Source organism: Pseudomonas arabinosi, assembly GCF_047758675.1.
Taxonomy (GTDB): domain Bacteria; phylum Pseudomonadota; class Gammaproteobacteria; order Pseudomonadales; family Pseudomonadaceae; genus Aquipseudomonas; species Aquipseudomonas arabinosi.
Genome location: NZ_CP180480.1, coordinates 5,332,935 through 5,352,355, shown reverse-complemented (window position 1 = coordinate 5,352,355; position 19,421 = coordinate 5,332,935). Strand labels below are relative to the sequence as shown.

At 56.9% G+C, this 19,421-nt stretch carries 13 protein-coding genes, 2 tRNA genes and 3 rRNA genes; 13 read left to right on the top strand and 5 right to left on the bottom strand.

Annotated elements, in window-relative coordinates:
- Positions 1-13 precede the first annotated feature (13 nt).
- Both ACMXYJ_RS24865 and rhtA read right to left on the bottom strand, forming a co-directional pair.
- A complete protein-coding gene (locus ACMXYJ_RS24865; protein WP_415757323.1) occupies positions 14-295 on the bottom strand; it encodes a hypothetical protein in 282 nt (93 codons plus the stop codon).
- Between the two features lie 168 nt (positions 296-463).
- The gene (gene rhtA, locus ACMXYJ_RS24860; RefSeq protein ID WP_415760802.1) at positions 464-1,351 is read right to left on the bottom strand and encodes a threonine/homoserine exporter RhtA; all 888 of its coding nucleotides are present in this window, start codon (positions 1,349-1,351) and stop codon (positions 464-466) included.
- 603 nt (positions 1,352-1,954) lie between these two features.
- Between rhtA and ACMXYJ_RS24855 the strand changes: the two genes are divergently transcribed.
- The 5 genes from ACMXYJ_RS24855 (at position 1,955) to rrf (ending at position 7,166) form a co-directional block, all read left to right on the top strand.
- Positions 1,955-3,493, top strand: a 16S ribosomal RNA gene (locus ACMXYJ_RS24855).
- 83 nt (positions 3,494-3,576) lie between these two features.
- Positions 3,577-3,653 (top strand) — tRNA-Ile (locus tag ACMXYJ_RS24850).
- Between the two features lie 27 nt (positions 3,654-3,680).
- A tRNA-Ala gene (locus tag ACMXYJ_RS24845) sits at positions 3,681-3,756 on the top strand.
- A gap of 250 nt (positions 3,757-4,006) precedes the next feature.
- Positions 4,007-6,898 (top strand): 23S ribosomal RNA (locus ACMXYJ_RS24840).
- Between the two features lie 152 nt (positions 6,899-7,050).
- Positions 7,051-7,166: ribosomal RNA gene (gene rrf / locus ACMXYJ_RS24835) — 5S ribosomal RNA — on the top strand.
- Together the 16S, 23S and 5S rRNA genes with 2 tRNA genes alongside form the textbook arrangement of a ribosomal RNA operon.
- A 115-nt stretch (positions 7,167-7,281) precedes the next feature.
- On the opposite strand, the gene ACMXYJ_RS24830 is transcribed toward rrf, so the two are convergent.
- Positions 7,282-8,205, bottom strand: a complete 924-nt coding sequence (locus ACMXYJ_RS24830) for a TIGR03571 family LLM class oxidoreductase (protein WP_415757322.1) — start codon at positions 8,203-8,205, stop codon at positions 7,282-7,284.
- Between the two features lie 274 nt (positions 8,206-8,479).
- On the opposite strand from ACMXYJ_RS24830, the gene mrdA reads away from it, so the two are divergent.
- Positions 8,480-10,372: a penicillin-binding protein 2 gene (mrdA, locus tag ACMXYJ_RS24825; protein ID WP_415757321.1), complete on the top strand. Its 1,893-nt coding sequence runs from the start codon at positions 8,480-8,482 to the stop codon at positions 10,370-10,372.
- Between the two features lie 12 nt (positions 10,373-10,384).
- Here mrdA and ACMXYJ_RS24820 read toward each other — a convergent pair whose 3' ends face one another.
- Positions 10,385-11,344, bottom strand: coding sequence for a LysR family transcriptional regulator (locus tag ACMXYJ_RS24820; protein WP_095131011.1), 960 nt, complete (start codon positions 11,342-11,344; stop codon positions 10,385-10,387).
- Positions 11,345-11,501: 157 nt separating this feature from the next.
- On the opposite strand from ACMXYJ_RS24820, the gene ACMXYJ_RS24815 reads away from it, so the two are divergent.
- The 6 genes from ACMXYJ_RS24815 to ACMXYJ_RS24790 all read left to right on the top strand — a co-directional run bounded on the left by ACMXYJ_RS24815 (position 11,502) and on the right by ACMXYJ_RS24790 (position 17,015).
- Positions 11,502-12,803 (top strand): MFS transporter, encoded by a 1,302-nt coding sequence (locus ACMXYJ_RS24815; RefSeq protein ID WP_415757320.1) that lies wholly within the window; start codon positions 11,502-11,504, stop codon positions 12,801-12,803.
- Positions 12,800-13,555: a class II aldolase/adducin family protein gene (locus ACMXYJ_RS24810; RefSeq protein WP_008145462.1), complete on the top strand. Its 756-nt coding sequence runs from the start codon at positions 12,800-12,802 to the stop codon at positions 13,553-13,555. Before ACMXYJ_RS24815 ends, ACMXYJ_RS24810 begins: the two co-directional genes overlap by 4 nt.
- Positions 13,552-14,493 (top strand): 2-hydroxyacid dehydrogenase, encoded by a 942-nt coding sequence (locus ACMXYJ_RS24805; RefSeq protein ID WP_415757319.1) that lies wholly within the window; start codon positions 13,552-13,554, stop codon positions 14,491-14,493. Before ACMXYJ_RS24810 ends, ACMXYJ_RS24805 begins: the two co-directional genes overlap by 4 nt.
- A gap of 127 nt (positions 14,494-14,620) precedes the next feature.
- The gene (locus ACMXYJ_RS24800) at positions 14,621-16,000 is read left to right on the top strand and encodes an MFS transporter (RefSeq protein WP_415757318.1); all 1,380 of its coding nucleotides are present in this window, start codon (positions 14,621-14,623) and stop codon (positions 15,998-16,000) included.
- Between the two features lie 18 nt (positions 16,001-16,018).
- A complete protein-coding gene (locus ACMXYJ_RS24795; protein ID WP_033061193.1) occupies positions 16,019-16,411 on the top strand; it encodes a RidA family protein in 393 nt (130 codons plus the stop codon).
- A complete protein-coding gene (locus ACMXYJ_RS24790) occupies positions 16,404-17,015 on the top strand; it encodes an RraA family protein (protein ID WP_415757317.1) in 612 nt (203 codons plus the stop codon). The genes ACMXYJ_RS24795 and ACMXYJ_RS24790 overlap by 8 nt, the downstream gene beginning before the upstream one ends.
- Here ACMXYJ_RS24790 and ACMXYJ_RS24785 read toward each other — a convergent pair.
- Positions 17,012-17,944, bottom strand: a complete 933-nt coding sequence (locus tag ACMXYJ_RS24785; RefSeq protein WP_415757316.1) for a LysR family transcriptional regulator — start codon at positions 17,942-17,944, stop codon at positions 17,012-17,014. The two genes, ACMXYJ_RS24790 and ACMXYJ_RS24785, sit on opposite strands and share 4 nt — an antisense overlap.
- A gap of 162 nt (positions 17,945-18,106) precedes the next feature.
- Between ACMXYJ_RS24785 and ACMXYJ_RS24780 the strand changes: the two genes are divergently transcribed.
- On the top strand, positions 18,107-19,417 hold the full coding sequence (locus tag ACMXYJ_RS24780) for an MFS transporter (protein ID WP_046055142.1): 1,311 nt from the start codon (positions 18,107-18,109) through the stop codon (positions 19,415-19,417).
- Positions 19,418-19,421: the final 4 nt, after the last annotated feature.

Here is a 19,421-nt window from a genome sequence, read left to right as displayed (position 1 = left end):
AGACGGCAACGATCTATTTGCAGATGACGATCATGCTGCGGCTGGTATAGCCGGCAGGGTTGAGGCCGAACGGATAATCGCCTGGTTCTTCCACCGTGTCCCCTGACTTGGCGATGACCTTGTAACCTTTGGGAGCGCACGAGTTGGCAGCGCTGGTGTAGCACTTGTCCCAGGATGACGAGAGTCCGGAACAGTTGATATGCAGCCCTCTCTTGCCGTGTTTTACCTGGGTTTTCGATGTCGCCGCGCAGCCCGCAACCGCGAGTACGGCGATTAGTATCAAAATTCGTTTCATTACTGTCCTTATAGCGCCCCCGGATCTTTGTGCCCGGGTCTGGCTGCATTCGCTTTCGCTTGAAGCGTTCTGATGTCCCTATCTGAAAAATCCATGTCTGACACTGGGTTACGGGTCTAAACATGGCCTAATTGCGCGGCAAATACCAGACCCTCGTCAAATCCTGTCTCAATCTGCAGCGACAGCAGGCTTGGCTGTACTCCCCATCGTCAAGGTCGCGCCTATGGAAGCCAGAATGATGCACAGGATGGCCATCCATTGTGACAGCGAGAGGTACTCATGGAGAAACAACAGGCCTGACAGGGCGCCGATCGCAGGTTCAATACTCATCAACGTGCCGAAGGTCCGGGTCGGGATTCGGGTGAGGGCGACCATCTCCAGCGTGTAAGGCACGGCGGTGGACAGAATGGCGACAGCGATGGCCACGGGGATCAGTGAGGGAGTGAGCAGCGCGGCGCCAGCATGGACGATGCCGATAGGGGCTACAAAAAGTGCCGCAATCATCACTCCCAGTGCTGCGGTCTGCACGCCATTGTCGGCACCGGCCTTTTGGCCGAACAGAATGTATAGCGCCCAGCAGACACCCGCGCCCAATGCATAACCGGCGCCTACCAGATCGATTCCCGCGGTCGTTGCTCCCAACGGTATTAACAGCAGCAAGCCGACGGCTGCCAGGGCGATCCACAAAAAGTCGATCGCGCGACGTGAGGCGTAGATGGCTACCGCCAGTGGGCCGGTGAATTCCAGCGCAACCGCGATACCGAGGGGGACGGTTTGCAAGGACATATAGAAGAGGAAGTTCATGCCGCCCAACGCCATTCCGTAGACGATGACAGTGCGCAGGGATTTTGCGGTGAGCTTCGCTCGCCAGGGGCGCAGTATCGCCATCATGATCACGCTGGCGAAGATCAGCCGCAGGGTGGTGGTCCCTTGCGCACCAATAATGGGGAACATGCTTTTAGCAAGGGAAGCGCCTGACTGGATTGATGCCATGGCTATCAATAGCAGGCCAACCGAAAACAGGGTCGAGGCAAGGCTGCGAGGTTGGTCATTCATGGCGTGGCATCGTCCAAGTAGGAAGCGAGAGTGTTGTTGGGCAATATACTGCGCATTCATGGCGGGCGCGTCTATATATAAGCAGCGATTTTGAACATCCTTATAGAAAGGCTTAATTAAGGGTTGACGGCAGATTCTGGAAGTCTATAATTCGCCCCACTTCCGGCGCAGTCGAAACGGAAAACTCCTTGGTAAACAATGAGTTACGCAGTTTTCGGCAGCGAGTTGCTTCAGGTCATCGAAGCGCGAAAGGGGTTGAGAAAGAGGTGTTGACAGCAGCGAGTAACGCTGTAGAATTCGCCTCCCGCTAACGAGAGATCGAAAGCGCAAGTGGTTGAAGTTGCAAAGGAAACTTTGAAAACTTCGAAAAATAACCGCTTGACAGTAACAGAGGCTGCTGTAGAATGCGCGCCTCGGTTGAGACGAAAGATCTTAACCAACCGCTCTTTAACAACTGAATCAAGCAATTCGTGTGGGTGCTTGTGGAGTCAGACTGATAGTCAACAAGATTATCAGCATCACAAGTTACTCCGCGAGAAATCAAAGATGTAACCAACGATTGCTGAGCCAAGTTTAGGGTTTCTTAAAAACCCAAAGATGTTTGAACTGAAGAGTTTGATCATGGCTCAGATTGAACGCTGGCGGCAGGCCTAACACATGCAAGTCGAGCGGCAGCACGGGTACTTGTACCTGGTGGCGAGCGGCGGACGGGTGAGTAATGCCTAGGAATCTGCCTGGTAGTGGGGGATAACGCTCGGAAACGGACGCTAATACCGCATACGTCCTACGGGAGAAAGCAGGGGACCTTCGGGCCTTGCGCTATCAGATGAGCCTAGGTCGGATTAGCTAGTTGGTGAGGTAATGGCTCACCAAGGCGACGATCCGTAACTGGTCTGAGAGGATGATCAGTCACACTGGAACTGAGACACGGTCCAGACTCCTACGGGAGGCAGCAGTGGGGAATATTGGACAATGGGCGAAAGCCTGATCCAGCCATGCCGCGTGTGTGAAGAAGGTCTTCGGATTGTAAAGCACTTTAAGTTGGGAGGAAGGGCATTAACCTAATACGTTGGTGTCTTGACGTTACCGACAGAATAAGCACCGGCTAACTCTGTGCCAGCAGCCGCGGTAATACAGAGGGTGCAAGCGTTAATCGGAATTACTGGGCGTAAAGCGCGCGTAGGTGGTTTGTTAAGTTGGATGTGAAATCCCCGGGCTCAACCTGGGAACTGCATTCAAAACTGACAAGCTAGAGTATGGTAGAGGGTGGTGGAATTTCCTGTGTAGCGGTGAAATGCGTAGATATAGGAAGGAACACCAGTGGCGAAGGCGACCACCTGGACTGATACTGACACTGAGGTGCGAAAGCGTGGGGAGCAAACAGGATTAGATACCCTGGTAGTCCACGCCGTAAACGATGTCAACTAGCCGTTGGGAGCCTTGAGCTCTTAGTGGCGCAGCTAACGCATTAAGTTGACCGCCTGGGGAGTACGGCCGCAAGGTTAAAACTCAAATGAATTGACGGGGGCCCGCACAAGCGGTGGAGCATGTGGTTTAATTCGAAGCAACGCGAAGAACCTTACCAGGCCTTGACATCCAATGAACTTTCCAGAGATGGATTGGTGCCTTCGGGAACATTGAGACAGGTGCTGCATGGCTGTCGTCAGCTCGTGTCGTGAGATGTTGGGTTAAGTCCCGTAACGAGCGCAACCCTTGTCCTTAGTTACCAGCACGTGATGGTGGGCACTCTAAGGAGACTGCCGGTGACAAACCGGAGGAAGGTGGGGATGACGTCAAGTCATCATGGCCCTTACGGCCTGGGCTACACACGTGCTACAATGGTCGGTACAGAGGGTTGCCAAGCCGCGAGGTGGAGCTAATCCCAGAAAACCGATCGTAGTCCGGATCGCAGTCTGCAACTCGACTGCGTGAAGTCGGAATCGCTAGTAATCGCGAATCAGAATGTCGCGGTGAATACGTTCCCGGGCCTTGTACACACCGCCCGTCACACCATGGGAGTGGGTTGCACCAGAAGTAGCTAGTCTAACCTTCGGGAGGACGGTTACCACGGTGTGATTCATGACTGGGGTGAAGTCGTAACAAGGTAGCCGTAGGGGAACCTGCGGCTGGATCACCTCCTTAATCGACGACATCAGCTGCTCCATAAGCTCCCACACGAATTGCTTGATTCATTGAAGAAGACGATAAAGAAGCAGCCCGAAATTGGGTCTGTAGCTCAGTTGGTTAGAGCGCACCCCTGATAAGGGTGAGGTCGGCAGTTCGAATCTGCCCAGACCCACCAATTTTGTGTGGGAACCTGTAGAAATACGGGGCCATAGCTCAGCTGGGAGAGCGCCTGCCTTGCACGCAGGAGGTCAACGGTTCGATCCCGTTTGGCTCCACCACTACTGCTTCTGTTTGTTGAAAGCTTAGAAATGAGCATTCCATCGTGATGATGGTGAATGTTGATTTCTAGTCTTTGGATTAGATCGTTCTTTAAAAATTTGGGTATGTGATAGAAAGATAGACTGGACAACACTTTCACTGGTGTTGGATCAGGCTAAGGTAAAATTTGTGAGTTGCTCTTAATTGAGTATTATCGAATTTTCGGCGAATGTCGTCTTCACAGTATAACCAGATTGCTTGGGGTTATATGGTCAAGTGAAGAAGCGCATACGGTGGATGCCTTGGCAGTCAGAGGCGATGAAAGACGTGGTAGCCTGCGAAAAGCTTCGGGGAGTCGGCAAACAGACTTTGATCCGGAGATGTCTGAATGGGGGAACCCAGCCATCATAAGATGGTTATCTTAAGCTGAATACATAGGCTTAAGAGGCGAACCAGGGGAACTGAAACATCTAAGTACCCTGAGGAAAAGAAATCAACCGAGATTCCCTTAGTAGTGGCGAGCGAACGGGGACTAGCCCTTAAGTGGCTTTGAGATTAGCGGAACGCTCTGGAAAGTGCGGCCATAGTGGGTGATAGCCCTGTACGCGAAAATCTCTTAGTCATGAAATCGAGTAGGACGGAGCACGAGAAACTTTGTCTGAATATGGGGGGACCATCCTCCAAGGCTAAATACTACTGACTGACCGATAGTGAACTAGTACCGTGAGGGAAAGGCGAAAAGAACCCCGGAGAGGGGAGTGAAATAGATCCTGAAACCGTATGCGTACAAGCAGTGGGAGCCCACTTTGTTGGGTGACTGCGTACCTTTTGTATAATGGGTCAGCGACTTATTTTCAGTGGCGAGCTTAACCGAATAGGGGAGGCGTAGCGAAAGCGAGTCTTAATAGGGCGTCTAGTCGCTGGGAATAGACCCGAAACCGGGCGATCTATCCATGGGCAGGTTGAAGGTTGGGTAACACTAACTGGAGGACCGAACCGACTACCGTTGAAAAGTTAGCGGATGACCTGTGGATCGGAGTGAAAGGCTAATCAAGCTCGGAGATAGCTGGTTCTCCTCGAAAGCTATTTAGGTAGCGCCTCATGTATCACTGTAGGGGGTAGAGCACTGTTTCGGCTAGGGGGTCATCCCGACTTACCAAACCGATGCAAACTCCGAATACCTACAAGTGCCGAGCATGGGAGACACACGGCGGGTGCTAACGTCCGTCGTGAAAAGGGAAACAACCCAGACCGTCAGCTAAGGTCCCAAAGTTATGGTTAAGTGGGAAACGATGTGGGAAGGCTTAGACAGCTAGGAGGTTGGCTTAGAAGCAGCCACCCTTTAAAGAAAGCGTAATAGCTCACTAGTCGAGTCGGCCTGCGCGGAAGATGTAACGGGGCTCAAACCATACACCGAAGCTACGGGTATCACTTAGGTGATGCGGTAGAGGAGCGTTCTGTAAGCCTGTGAAGGTGAGTTGAGAAGCTTGCTGGAGGTATCAGAAGTGCGAATGCTGACATGAGTAACGACAATGGGTGTGAAAAACACCCACGCCGAAAGACCAAGGTTTCCTGCGCAACGTTAATCGACGCAGGGTTAGTCGGTCCCTAAGGCGAGGCTGAAAAGCGTAGTCGATGGAAAACAGGTTAATATTCCTGTACTTCTGGTTATTGCGATGGAGGGACGGAGAAGGCTAGGCCAGCTTGGCGTTGGTTGTCCAAGTTTAAGGTGGTAGGCTGGAATCTTAGGTAAATCCGGGATTCTAAGGCCGAGAGCTGATGACGAGTTACCCTTTGGGTGACGAAGTGGTTGATGCCATGCTTCCAAGAAAAGCTTCTAAGCTTCAGGTAACCAGGAACCGTACCCCAAACCGACACAGGTGGTTGGGTAGAGAATACCAAGGCGCTTGAGAGAACTCGGGTGAAGGAACTAGGCAAAATGGCACCGTAACTTCGGGAGAAGGTGCGCCGGTGAGGGTGAAGCATTTACTGCGTAAGCCCATGCCGGTCGAAGATACCAGGCCGCTGCGACTGTTTATTAAAAACACAGCACTCTGCAAACACGAAAGTGGACGTATAGGGTGTGACGCCTGCCCGGTGCCGGAAGGTTAATTGATGGGGTTAGCTAACGCGAAGCTCTTGATCGAAGCCCCGGTAAACGGCGGCCGTAACTATAACGGTCCTAAGGTAGCGAAATTCCTTGTCGGGTAAGTTCCGACCTGCACGAATGGCGTAACGATGGCGGCGCTGTCTCCACCCGAGACTCAGTGAAATTGAAATCGCTGTGAAGATGCAGTGTATCCGCGGCTAGACGGAAAGACCCCGTGAACCTTTACTATAGCTTTGCACTGGACTTTGAATTTGCTTGTGTAGGATAGGTGGGAGGCTTTGAAGCGTGGACGCCAGTTCGCGTGGAGCCAACCTTGAAATACCACCCTGGCAACTTTGAGGTTCTAACTCAGGTCCGTTATCCGGATCGAGGACAGTGTATGGTGGGTAGTTTGACTGGGGCGGTCTCCTCCTAAAGAGTAACGGAGGAGTACGAAGGTGCGCTCAGACCGGTCGGAAATCGGTCGTAGAGTATAAAGGCAAAAGCGCGCTTGACTGCGAGACAGACACGTCGAGCAGGTACGAAAGTAGGTCTTAGTGATCCGGTGGTTCTGTATGGAAGGGCCATCGCTCAACGGATAAAAGGTACTCCGGGGATAACAGGCTGATACCGCCCAAGAGTTCATATCGACGGCGGTGTTTGGCACCTCGATGTCGGCTCATCACATCCTGGGGCTGAAGCCGGTCCCAAGGGTATGGCTGTTCGCCATTTAAAGTGGTACGCGAGCTGGGTTTAGAACGTCGTGAGACAGTTCGGTCCCTATCTGCCGTGGACGTTTGAGATTTGAGAGGGGCTGCTCCTAGTACGAGAGGACCGGAGTGGACGAACCTCTGGTGTTCCGGTTGTCACGCCAGTGGCATTGCCGGGTAGCTATGTTCGGAATAGATAACCGCTGAAAGCATCTAAGCGGGAAACTAGCCTCAAGATGAGATCTCACTGGGACCTTGAGTCCCCTGAAGGGCCGTCGAAGACTACGACGTTGATAGGTTGGGTGTGTAAGCGCTGTGAGGCGTTGAGCTAACCAATACTAATTGCCCGTGAGGCTTGACCATATAACACCCAAGCAATTTGCGTCGAAAGGCCAGATTGCGGTGTGTGAAGACGAAACGAACCGAAAGTTCGAGATACTCACAAAACACCCAACTATCGCATACCCATTCGCTGGAGCGTGAACCGAAAGGTAAACGACCTGGCTACCGAATTTCTTGACGACCATAGAGCATTGGAACCACCTGATCCCATCCCGAACTCAGCAGTGAAACGATGCATCGCCGATGGTAGTGTGGGGTTTCCCCATGTGAGAGTAGGTCATCGTCAAGATTAAATTCCGAAACCCCTATCTGCGTATGCAGGTAGGGGTTTTGTTTTGCCCGCAGAAAAGTGCCGTGGCGAAAAAGGGACAACCCATCGGCTATCCCTGGTTCCAGCAGCATCGTTAGTGAAACTTCGACAGAACGTATTCAGCGATCTCTTCAATAACCTCGGCAACCGGTCGTTCGCTACGACGCAGATGCAAGCCAACATGCTGCACACCGGCTTCACGCAAAGCCTGAAGCTCATCAATCAATGCCAGCCTCCCGCAGCTGCCGCCAAAACGTACACGCTGCATCGGCGCATGAGGATTGGCCGCCAGATCCAGGTGAACGAAGCTGATGTAGGGTTTATCGCCACCGACCTCCCGCCACAGTCCCACTCGGCGCCGATGCTCATCCGGAGTGCCGGGGTAGGCGAGCCAGCCGTCCATGTGTTGACCAATCCACGCTGGAGATTGCTGACCAAGGCCTGCAACCAGCAATGGCACCGGCTGATCTCGCTCCGGTAACAGGCGTGCACCTTCCGGCAAGCGTCCTTCACCTTGGCTGCGCAACAACTCAACCGTATCGCGAAAGATCTCTCCCCGCTGATCGTAGTCCACACCAAACAACGGATACTCCATAGGTCGGTCACCACTGGCCACACCCAGTAGCAGACGTCCATCACTCAGTTCATCAACACTGTTGGCGGCCTTGAGCGTTAACCAAGGTTGACGTAACGGTAATACAACCGCCGCTGTACCCAGCATGATGTTGTCAGTGATCCCGGCCAGGTAGCCAAGGTAGGAAAAGGTTTCGAACACCTGTGCCGCATCACCAAAATCGGGATCATAAACCGGCACATCGCGGACCCACAGAGCGCGGAAACCCGCCTTGTCGGCGAGGCGCGCCATAGCGGCGTGCTGCTTCAGGTCCGGAACACCAAAAGGCCGGTCTTCGGCAATCCGCAGCCGCTGCCCATCGCTGGACCAATCATTATCCAGCGGCAGTTCAAGCCCAATGGAAAATCCATTGGAGCCCAGTAAACGTTGAAATCGTGGATGCATGAAAAGACTCCAAAAAAACCAAACGGAATGACATGCACCCAGTATCTACAGGCCCTTCTTCAAGAAAAATGCATGAATGGGAATATCAATCTTGAGCAAAACGCACGAGTCGTAAAAAAACCGACCGTCGTTTTAGTCTTCAAGGACAACCGTTAGAGGAAATCGCACTAAAGTGAGCGTCCGGTTTTTGGTATGGTGCAGCTCGTTTTTTTAATGGACTGATTTCAAGCCTACGGATTGGCGCCCCCTTTACAGTCAAAGAGCTGCTGCAGAAATGCCCCAACCGATACCGATCAAGGACCACGAAAAAGAGACGCGCCTGGTCAATAAAAGACTGATGGCGTGCGCCCTGTTCGTAGTCGCCATTACCTGTGCGCTGGTCGTGCGCATGTATGTCCTGCAGGTGGTCGAATTTGACTATCACTCGACGATCTCAGAAAACAACCGCGTCCATGTCCTGCCGATCACCCCCACGCGCGGATTGATCTATGACCGCAACGGCGTAGTTCTGGCGGACAACCGTCCCAGCTTCAACCTGACCATCACCCGCGAACGCGCCTCTGATGTCAAAGAGGAACTGGATGAAGTCGTCACCCTCCTGCACTTGCCGACAGAAGATCGAGCGCTGTTCGACAAGGCAATGAAGCAGGCTCGGCATCCATTCGTGCCGGTCACCTTGTTCTACGAGCTCAGCGAAGAACAAATCGCCGTGTTGGCGGTCAACGAGTTCCGTCTGCCAGGGATCGACGTAGAGCCACAATTCGTTCGCCACTACCCGATGGGTGCGCACTTTGCGCATTCAATCGGCTACGTTGGCCGCATCAACGAGAAAGAGTCCAAAGCCCTGGACACGGTGGAATACCGTGGCACTCAATCCATCGGCAAGACCGGCATCGAAAAATTCTACGAGTCGCAGTTGCACGGCCAGGTGGGTTACGAAGAAGTCGAAACCAACGCTCAGGGCCGGGTCCTGCGAGTGCTCAAGCACACCGATCCGATCCCGGGCAAAAACATCGTACTGAGCCTCGACGTCAAGCTTCAGGAAGCCGCCGAGGAAGCCTTGGGCGATCGTCGCGGTTCGGTGGTCGCTCTCGATCCGTCGACCGGTGAAGTACTCGCGATGGTCAGCAAGCCGAGTTTCGACCCAAACCTGTTCGTCACCGGTATCAGCTTCAAGGAATACGCAGCGCTCCACGATTCCATCGACCGGCCGCTGTTTAACCGCGTACTGCGCGGCCTCTATGCACCGGGTTCGACCATCAAGCCGGAAGTGGCCATTGCCGGCCTCGACGCCGGCGTCGTTACCCCGCAGACCCGCGTCTTCGACCCCGGTTATTACCAACTCCCGGACTTCGATCACAAGTACCGCAACTGGAACCACAGCGGCGATGGCTGGGTGGACATGGACGCGGCGATCATGCGCTCCAACGACACCTACTTCTACGACCTGGCCCACAAGCTGGGCATCGACCGACTGCATGACTACATGGCCATGTTTGGCCTCGGCGAGAAAGTCTCGCTGGACATGTTCGAAGAGTCTGCCGGCCTGATGCCATCGCAAGCCTGGAAGCGTGCCACGCGCCGTCAGGCATGGTTCCCGGGTGAGACCGTGATCCTCGGCATCGGCCAGGGCTACATGCAGGTCACGCCGCTGCAGCTCGCACAGGCCACGGCATTGATCGCCAACAAAGGTGTCTGGAACCGGCCGCACCTGGCCAAGACCGTGGACGGTGTTGCGCCAGTGGATGAGCATCCAATACCAAACATCCTGTTGAAAGACCCGCGTGACTGGGAGCAGGTCAACCATGGCATGCAAATGGTGATGCACGACGCTCGAGGGATTGCCCGAGCGGCAGCGCAGGGCGCTCAGTACCGTATCGCCGGCAAGAGTGGTACCGCGCAAGTGGTGGCGATCAAGCAAGGTGAACGATACAACCGTGCGAAAACCCTTGAGCGCAACCGCGACAACGCCTTGTTCGTCGGTTTTGCCCCGGCCGAACATCCGAAGATTGTCATCTCGGTGATGATCGAAAACGGCGAGGCCGGCGGTCGCGTCGCAGGTCCCGTGGTGCGGCAGATCATGGACGCCTGGCTACTCGATCAGGACGGTCACTTGAAGCCGCAATACGCTACACCGAGCAAAGTGCCGGGCGATCCTCACGTCTAAGCGATCAAGGCTTCACAGCACAGGCTCACGAATACTGAGCATGTGCTGGAAGCTTTCGAGGAACACGGTTTCGGCCTGACTCATCTTCTGCTCACGATTCCACAACAGCTGGATATCGAAGTCCACCACCCCATCTTCCGGCGGCAAACGCCAGAGCAAACCTTGCTCGACATCCCTTCGTACCAGGTGCGTCGGCAGGCAGCCAATACCGAACCCTGAACAGATCAGGCGATAAATCTCTTCGAAACTCGTCGATGAAGCGACGATCTTGCCGGTAAAGCCTTGTTGGTCGCGAAACAATGTCAGGGGCGAAAGATTGCCCCCGAGTTGGTCACTGGTGAAGCTGACAAAGTTCTCCGCCGCGAGCTGTTCCAAGGTCAGATTCTCTTGCCCGAACAGTCGATGACGCTGCCCACAAAAGTACGCATAAGTCTCACGAAACAGTACTCGCTGCTCCAGCCGTGGCTGCGGTAAACGGCACAGGCCGACGCCAATGGTCGCTGTCTTTTGCAGCAGTGAACTGATGATGTTCGAGCTGCCCATCACCTCGACTTCAAACTCGATTTTCGGATGCGTTTCGTGGAAATCGGCGAGGAACTCGTCGTAATGTCGTGCTTGCACGCCGCTGACGGTAAGGATGCGAATCTTGCCGACCACGTCGTCGTTACGACTTTCTACCACCGTGCCCAGTCGTGAAATATCGCCGTAAATGTCCGCCGCAATGCGCAGGACTTCCTCCCCGGTTTCGGTCAGATCAAACCGCCGCCCGCTACGGGCAATCAACACACATTCCAACTGTTCCTCCAGCCGTTTCAGTGCCTGGCTGACGGCTGATTGCGTGATGTGCAATCGCGCGGCGGCCCGGCTCATGCTGCCTTCCTGGCCGATCACCAAATAGGTGCGTAACAGGTTCCAGTCGAGGCGGTCATTCAGAAAACGGCGACCGACCCAAGGGTTAGAAGTGGAGGGCATAAAAACTCCATGTAGTAGCAGGGCTAATAGTAAAGATAAGAATTTGAAAATTGACTAATCCTGGCACGGAAGCGATAAAGCTAACAAGCGCCACAGAGTGCAACCCGTAAACAGCCTTCAGTACCTGCCCAAAACTATAAATACACAGGGTCCTTGCATGCACACTACCCCTCAACCGCGTCGAGCGGCGGCGGCAGCCTTCATTGGCACGACCATCGAGTTCTACGACTTCTACATCTACGCCACGGCGGCAGCGCTGGTGCTCGGGCAAGTGTTCTTTCCCAGCCACGACCCGGTGATGAGCACCCTGGCAGCGTTCGGCAGTTTCGCCGTCGGCTTCATCGCTCGCCCAATGGCCGGCATGGTGTTCGGTCATCTCGGTGATCGCCTGGGTCGCAAGAAAATGCTGCTGGTGACCATGGCGTTGATGGGGCTGGCCACCGCTGGCATCGGGATGTTGCCGAGCTACGCCAGCGCCGGTATCTGGGCGCCGATCGGCCTGATCGTGCTGCGGTTGATTCAGGGCATTTCAGTTGGTGGCGAGTGGGGCGGTGCGGTGCTGATGGCCAGCGAACACGCCCCGGCCAAGCGCAAGACTTTCTATGCATCGTTCGCCCAACTCGGCAGCCCAGCCGGTTTGCTGCTGGCTTTGATCGCCTTTCGCTTGGTGACATCCCTTGAGCCCGAAGACTTCCTCGCCTGGGGCTGGCGTCTGCCGTTTCTCGCCAGCGGTGTGCTGGTGATGGTCGGCCTGATGATCCGTTCCGGCGTTCACGAGTCGCCAGAGTTCGCCAAGGCCCGGGACAACAATGAGACTTCCAGGTACCCGGTGAAGGACGTGATCCGCACCTGCTGGCGGCAGATTCTGTTTGCTGCCGCCGCCGTGACCATCGGTTCGGCCGGGTTCTTCTTTACCAATACGTTCATGATCACCTACGTCACCCAGTATCAGGGCATCGCGCGCTCGACGATTCTCGATTGCCTGTTCCTGGTGACCGTCATTCAGCTGCTCTCGCAACCGCTTTCCGCGTTGCTGGCCGAGCGCATCGGCGAAGGACGCTTCCTCAAACTCGTCGCGCTGCTGTGCATGGTCACGCCGTACCCGATGTTCATGCTGGTGGGCACACAGAACATTGTGCTGATGACCGTCGGCATTGCTCTGGCGGTGGTGATTCTCTCGGCGCTGTACGCGGTGATCGCCGGCTACATGACCCAGGCGTTCCCGGTGCACCTGCGCTACTCGGGCATTTCTATCGCCTACCAACTCAGCTGCGCGCTGGCCGGCGGCACCACGCCGCTGATCGGCACGCTGCTGGCGAGCAAGTTTTCCGGACAATGGTTGCCGTTGGCGGTGTTCTTCACCTTGCTCTCGGCCCTGTCCTTGATCGGTGTTTGCGGCCTGGCCCGCCTGCGCGCCAACCCGGTCGTCACCCACGCTGCTAAAGAGGTGTATTCGTGAGTAAACCTGAACACATCGGCCCGGTTGAATGGCAAGCCCGTTGCGAACTGGCTGCGCTGTATCGCCTGGTCGCGCACTTTCGCATGACCGACCTGATCGACACCCACATCACCCTACGTATTCCGGGGCCTGAGCATCACTTTCTGATCAACCGCTACGGGGTGATTTTCGACCGCATGCGCGCTTCGGACCTGGTGCGTATCGATCAGGACGGGCGAGTCGTTGACCCGGAATATGAAGGTCATCGGGTCAACGCCGCCGGCTTCGTCATTCACTCGGCGATCCACATGGCCCGCCCGGATCTCAATTGCGTGATTCACACTCACACGGCTGCTGGCATGGCGGTCGCCGCCCAGAAGCAAGGTTTGCTGCCGATCAGTCAGCACGCGCTGAAGTTCTACGGCAAGTTGGCGTATCACACCTATGAAGGCATCGCGCTGTCACTGGATGAGCGCGAGCGTTTGATTGCCGACCTGGGCCCGCACCGGGCGATGATCCTGCGCAACCATGGACTGTTGGTCGGTGGTTCCGGCGTGGCCCAGGCGTTCCAGGAGATTCACTTCCTGGAGCGTGCCTGTCAGGCGCAGGTTGCGGCGTTGTCCGGTGGTTCGGCGCTGCATTACCCGTCCCCGGAAGTCTGCGCACACACCGCCGAACAGTTTGACCGCGATGAGCAGGACAACATCATCGACCTGGCCTGGGAGGCCGCCCTGACCCTGATCGAATCCCAGCGCGAGTCCTACTTATCGTGAAAACCGTCACCAACACCGTGGTTTTGCTGTCCCGCGACAACCTGCTGCTCAAGCAACTGCAGGCTGCCTTTGCCCGCAGTGCGCCGCAACTCAAGGCAGTCCTGGCCGATGAACCGTTGGCCAGGAATGCGCAGATTGCCGCGTGCTGGTTTCCCTTGCCGGGCAGCCTCGCCGCATTGCCGAATCTGCAAGTCATTCACTCGGTGGCCGCCGGCATCGATCACCTCGATCACGACCCGTCGTGCCCGGATCTGCCGATCTGCCGAGTGGTCGATCCCGGCCACCGCCAAGGCATGACCGAGTACGTGCGCTGGGCGGCGATTCACTATCACCGCGGCTTCGATCAGGTGCAGTTGCAGCAACAGGACCAGCGTTGGGAGCGGCCACTGCAACGGGCGGCGGGGCAGTTCAAGGTTGGGGTGATGGGGCTTGGATCGTTGGGCAGCGCGATTGCCCAGGACCTGGCCGCCGCTGGTTACGACGTTCGTGGTTGGGCGCGTCGCAGCAAGGACTTGCCGGACGTACAGACGTTCGCCGGTGCGGAAAAGTTGAACCCGTTTCTCGACGGATTGGAGTTGCTGATCAACCTGTTGCCGCTGACCAGCGAAACCCGCGGCATCCTCGGCAGTGCAACGTTCGAGCGATTGGCCAACGGCGCTGCGCTGGTCAATTGTGGCCGGGGCGGTCATCTCAATATCGATGATCTCGAACAAGCCCTAAAAAGAGGAAAACTGCGCGGCGCTTTGCTGGATGTTTTCGAACAGGAACCGCTGCCGGTCGATCACCGTCTCTGGACAATGCCCGGCGTCACCATCACCCCGCACATGGCATCGGCGGCCTCTCACGACTGTATCGCCGAACAAGTAGCAGAGAACTTTCGCCGTTTAAATGCTGGTGAGCCGTTATTGAATTGTGCAGACCGAACACTCGGTTATTAATTAGAAAGCGCCTTGCGAACTCGCCCACTGAGTTGGGCGATCTATAACAACAATCCCTCACCTCGAACGTTTTACTGCCAGTTAAAACAATTAAATATGAGTTCTTGATGAACTCCTGGAGACAGTAATGAGCGATCTATCGCCTGTAGAAAAGTCCGGCGCACCTCCGGAAGTTGCAGTCAGCATGAAAAAAGTAGCGGTGGCCAGTGTGATTGGCACCACGGTGGAATGGTACGACTTGTTTGTGTTCGCCACGGCGTCGGCGCTGGTGTTCAACAAAGTGTTCTTTCCGGATTTCGATCCGTTGATCGGTACATTACTGGCGTTCGGTACGTTTGCTTCGGCCTACCTGGCCCGGATTGTCGGCGCGGCACTGTTCGGGCATTTCGGTGACCGTTTGGGACGCAAGTCGATGTTGTTGGTTTCACTGTTGACCATGGGCGCCGCTACGTTCGCCATCGGGTTATTACCTAACTACGCGGCCATTGGTATCTGGGCGCCGATCCTGTTGTTGCTGCTGAGGGTGATTCAAGGCCTGGCGTTGGGTGGCGAGTGGGGCGGTGCGGTACTGATGGCGGTGGAACATGCGCCCGCCAACAAGCGCGGTTTGTACGGCTCGTGGGTACAGATCGGCGTTCCGGCCGGGACCATGATTGCCAACCTGGCCTTCCTGCTGATTGCCGCGTGGCTGTCCCCTGAAGACCTGTTGGCCTGGGGCTGGCGTATTCCGTTCCTGGCCAGCGTGCTGTTGATCGCCGTGGGCTTGTACATCCGCTTGAACATCTCTGAAACCCCGGCCTTCAATAAGGTCAAGGAAGCTGAGGTGCAGGTGAAAATGCCGTTGGCGGAAGTGTTTCGCAAGTACTGGAAACAAGTCGTGCTGGGCGGGATCGCCACCATGTCGACCGGGGCGTCGTTCAACATCATCGTTGCCTTCGGCCTGACGTACGGCACGCAGAACCTCGGGTTCAGCCGCAGCGTGATGCTCGGCGTGGTGTTGCTGTCCTGCGCCTGGTGCATCGTCATGCTGCCGGTGTTCGGCGCGCTGTCTGACCGCTACGGACGCAAGCCGATCATCGTCGCGGGCATCGTGGCCGAAGCGTTGGTGGCGTTCCCGCTGTTCTGGTTGATGGACACCAAAGAGTTGCCCTGTGTGATCTTCGGCTACCTGCTGTTGATGACGGCCTTCGCGGCCAATTACGGGCCGATCGCGACCTTCCTCGCCGAACTGTTCGGCACTCGGGTGCGCTATTCCGGGTTGTCGATCAGCTACATGTTGTCCGGCCTGCTCGGCAGTGCCGCGACGCCCATCGTCACCACCGCATTACTAGCGGCGACCGGCAAAGGCTCTTCGGTAGCCTGGTACATGATCGGCGCCGCATTGATTTCGTTGGTGGCCTTGTTGCTGCTGACCGAGACCTTCAAGCGAGACATCAGTGAAGTCCCAGCGGCAGTGCCGGCCAACGAGCCAGCACTCGGCAAATCTGTCAAATCGGCCGCTGCCTGATCAATGGAGTTCAACAACATGCGCAGAATTCAGTCGGCCCCGGGCTTCATCGGCCCGGTCGGTCCTTACTCCCAAGCGGTCGTCAGCGGCCACCTGGTGTTCACCGCCGGGCAGATTCCGGCCCAGAGCGGGCTCGATGACCAGCCCGCCCACTTCACCGAACAAGTGCGGCAAACCTTGCGCAATCTGGAGGCGATCCTGATTGAAGCCGGGTCCGACTTCAGCCACGTGATCAAGGTCAATGCGTACCTCACCGATCCCGCGCAGCTGGAGCCGTTCAACGCGGTGTATCGCGAGTTCCTCGGCCATGCGCCACCGGCCCGCACCACGGTGTGTGTGGCGCTGTGGGGCGTGTCGCTGGAAATCGATTGTGTCGCCGAGTTGATTGCCAAGGAGGCGCAACATGGATGAGCCGCAGCTGATCGAGCAACTCAACGCGGTGAGCTTTCCGACCCTTGGGCACTTTCTCGAGGAAGGCTTTGCCGACTCGCAACTGCGGGCCATGGTGCCCAATGTGAAACTGGTCGGCCGCGCGCTGACGTTGAAACTGGTGGGCGCCGATGCCATCGCCGTCAACCAGGCTTTGGCGCTGATAAAACCGGGCGATGTGCTGGTGATCGACACCGACGGTGACTGGCAACACGCCCCGGTGGGCGCCGTCACCAGTTGCGCGGCGCGCTGCGCCGGTGCGGTGGGAATCGTGGTGGACGGCGCGGTGACCGACTTGCTCGAACTGCGCGAGGCCGGGCTGCCGGTCTTCGCTCGCGGCACCAGCCTCCTGACGACCAAGTTGCATGGCCGTGGCGATAGTCAGATCAATCAGCCGATCCACTGTGCCGGTGTCACCGTGCAACCGGGGGATCTGGTGCTGGCGGACGACAACGGCGTGCTGTTTCTCGATTGGCAAACCGCGGCGGGCGTCATCGAACAGGCCTTGGCTTGCGATAATGCCGAGCCGCGTTTGCTCGAGCGTTTGCGTGCGGGCGAGCCGGTGGCGCAGGTGTTACGCGTTTAAGCCGTCAAACAGCGTTGCAGGCTCTCGAGAAAAATCGTCTCGGCTCGGCTCATGCGCTGCTCGCGGTTCCACAGCAAATGAATGTCCACATCGGCAATCCCTTCGTGGGGCGGCAGGCGCCAGAGCAATCCGGCGTCGACGTCCGCCGCCACCACGTGTTCGGGCAAACAGCCGATTCCGTACCCGGCGATCACCAGTCGCCGGACTTCTTCCAGGCTCGGTGACGAGGCGACAATCCGTCCGCTGAAGCCTTGCTGATCACGAAAAATCGTCAGCGGCGAGAGCATGCCGCCGATCTGGTCGCTGGTGAAACTGACGAAGTTCTCCCGCTGCAAATCCCCTTCGGCGACGTTCTGTTGGCCGAACAGTGCATGGTGCTTGCCGCAGAAAAACGCATAGCGCTGACGCAGGAACAGCCGTTGTTCCAGGCGCGGTTGCGGGCGGCGATTGAGGCTCAGGCCGAGGGTCGCGGTTTTTTCCTGGAGGGCGCTGACGATGTCGGAACTGCGCATCACGTCGACTTCCAGATCCACTCGCGGGTGCTGGCGATGAAAGTCCGCGAGGAAGTCATCGAAGCGCTCCGAAAAGATCCGGCTGATGATCAGCAAGCGAACCTTGCCGATCACTTCGTCGGCCGGTTGCTCCAGCACGCTGCTGACCTGGGACATCTGCCCGTAAATTTCCCCGGCCAGTTCGAAGATCTGCTCGCCGACCTCGGTCAGGGCAAACCGTGGCCCGCGACGGGCGATCAATTGTCGGCCCAGTTGCTCCTCCAGACGCTTCAGCGCCTGGCTCACCGCCGGTTGCGTCAGGTGCAGGCGGGCGGCGGCGCGGCTGATGCTCAGCTCCTGACCGATCACCCGAAAGGTGCGCAACAGGTTCCAGTCCAGACGGTCATTGAGCAGGCGTTGTACATCGCGTTCGGCCATGGCGGCTCTCGATTATAAGCTGACGTAATAATCCGCATAATAAATAGAAAATTGACTAATCATAGCCCCAAGACGATAAATCATCTCCAGACAGGCGCCGTCAGAGCGCCTTGATTTTGCAGTTTCACTCCTGCCAAAAAAATAACCAAAGGAGACCGACCCATGAAGCCCCACGCTTCTCCTCAGCCGCGCCGTGCGGCAGCCGCAGCCTTTATCGGCACCATGATCGAGTGGTACGACTTTTACATCTATGCCACCGCCGCCGCGCTGGTATTCGGCGCGCTGTTCTTCCCCTCAGACGACAAACTGTTCAGCACCATGGCCGCCTTCGGCACCTTCGCCGTGGGCTTCTTTGCGCGGCCGTTGGGCGGGATTATCTTCGGCCATATCGGCGACCGCATCGGCCGCAAGAAGTCGCTGATCATCACGTTGCTGATGATGGGCGTGGTCACGGTCTGCATCGGCTTGCTGCCGACCTACGCACAAATCGGCGCAGCGGCGCCGGTGCTGCTGATTCTGCTGCGCATCGTCCAGGGCATCGCCGTCGGTGGCGAGTGGGGCGGGGCGGTGTTGATGGCCGGCGAGCATGCGCCGAAAGGTCGACGCAACTTCTTCGCATCCTTTGCGCAACTCGGCAGCCCGGCCGGTTTGATTCTGTCGTTGCTGGCCTTCAGCGCAGTTACCCGTCTGCCGGAAGAAGACCTGATGAGCTGGGGCTGGCGCCTGCCGTTCCTCGCCAGTTCGTTGCTGCTGCTGGTGGGCCTGGCGATTCGCCTGGGCGTGAATGAGTCGCCGGAGTTCCTCGCCAGCCGCGAACTGGCCCGCAAAAGTACGCGCAAAGAGCAGGCGCCGGTCATGGAAGTCCTGCGTACCGCGTGGCGCCCGCTACTGCTGTGCATCGGCGCCAACACCCTCGGGATCGCCGGGGTGTATTTCACCAACACCTTCATGATCGCCTACACCACCCAGCAACTCGAACTGCCGCGCTCGCTGATCCTTGAGTGCCTGTTTGTGGTGGCGATCATTCAGTTCTGCATTCAACCGCTGGCGGCGTGGGTCGCCGAGAAAATGGGCGCAACGCGATTCCTGTGCCTGGTGTCGTTGTTGGCCATCGCCTCGCCGTACCCGATGTTCGTGCTGGTCAGCTCGGCCCAGGCGCCGCTGATCATCCTCGGCATCGCCCTGGCGGTGGTGTGCATGGCGTCGTTCTACGCGGTGATCGCCGGTTACGTCAGCGGCATGTTCGAGACCCGCGTGCGCTACACCGCGATTTCGTTGGCCTATCAGATTTGCGGCGCCGTGGCCGGTGGCCTGACGCCGCTGATCGGCACCTTGCTGGCACACAAGTTCGCCGGCCAATGGTGGCCGATGGCGGTGTTCTACAGCCTGATTGCCGCGACTTCGCTGATCTGTGTCCTGTCCCTTGCCCGTCGCCATGCCAGCGCTGAACGCCTCGAAATGGCCAACGCTTGATTAA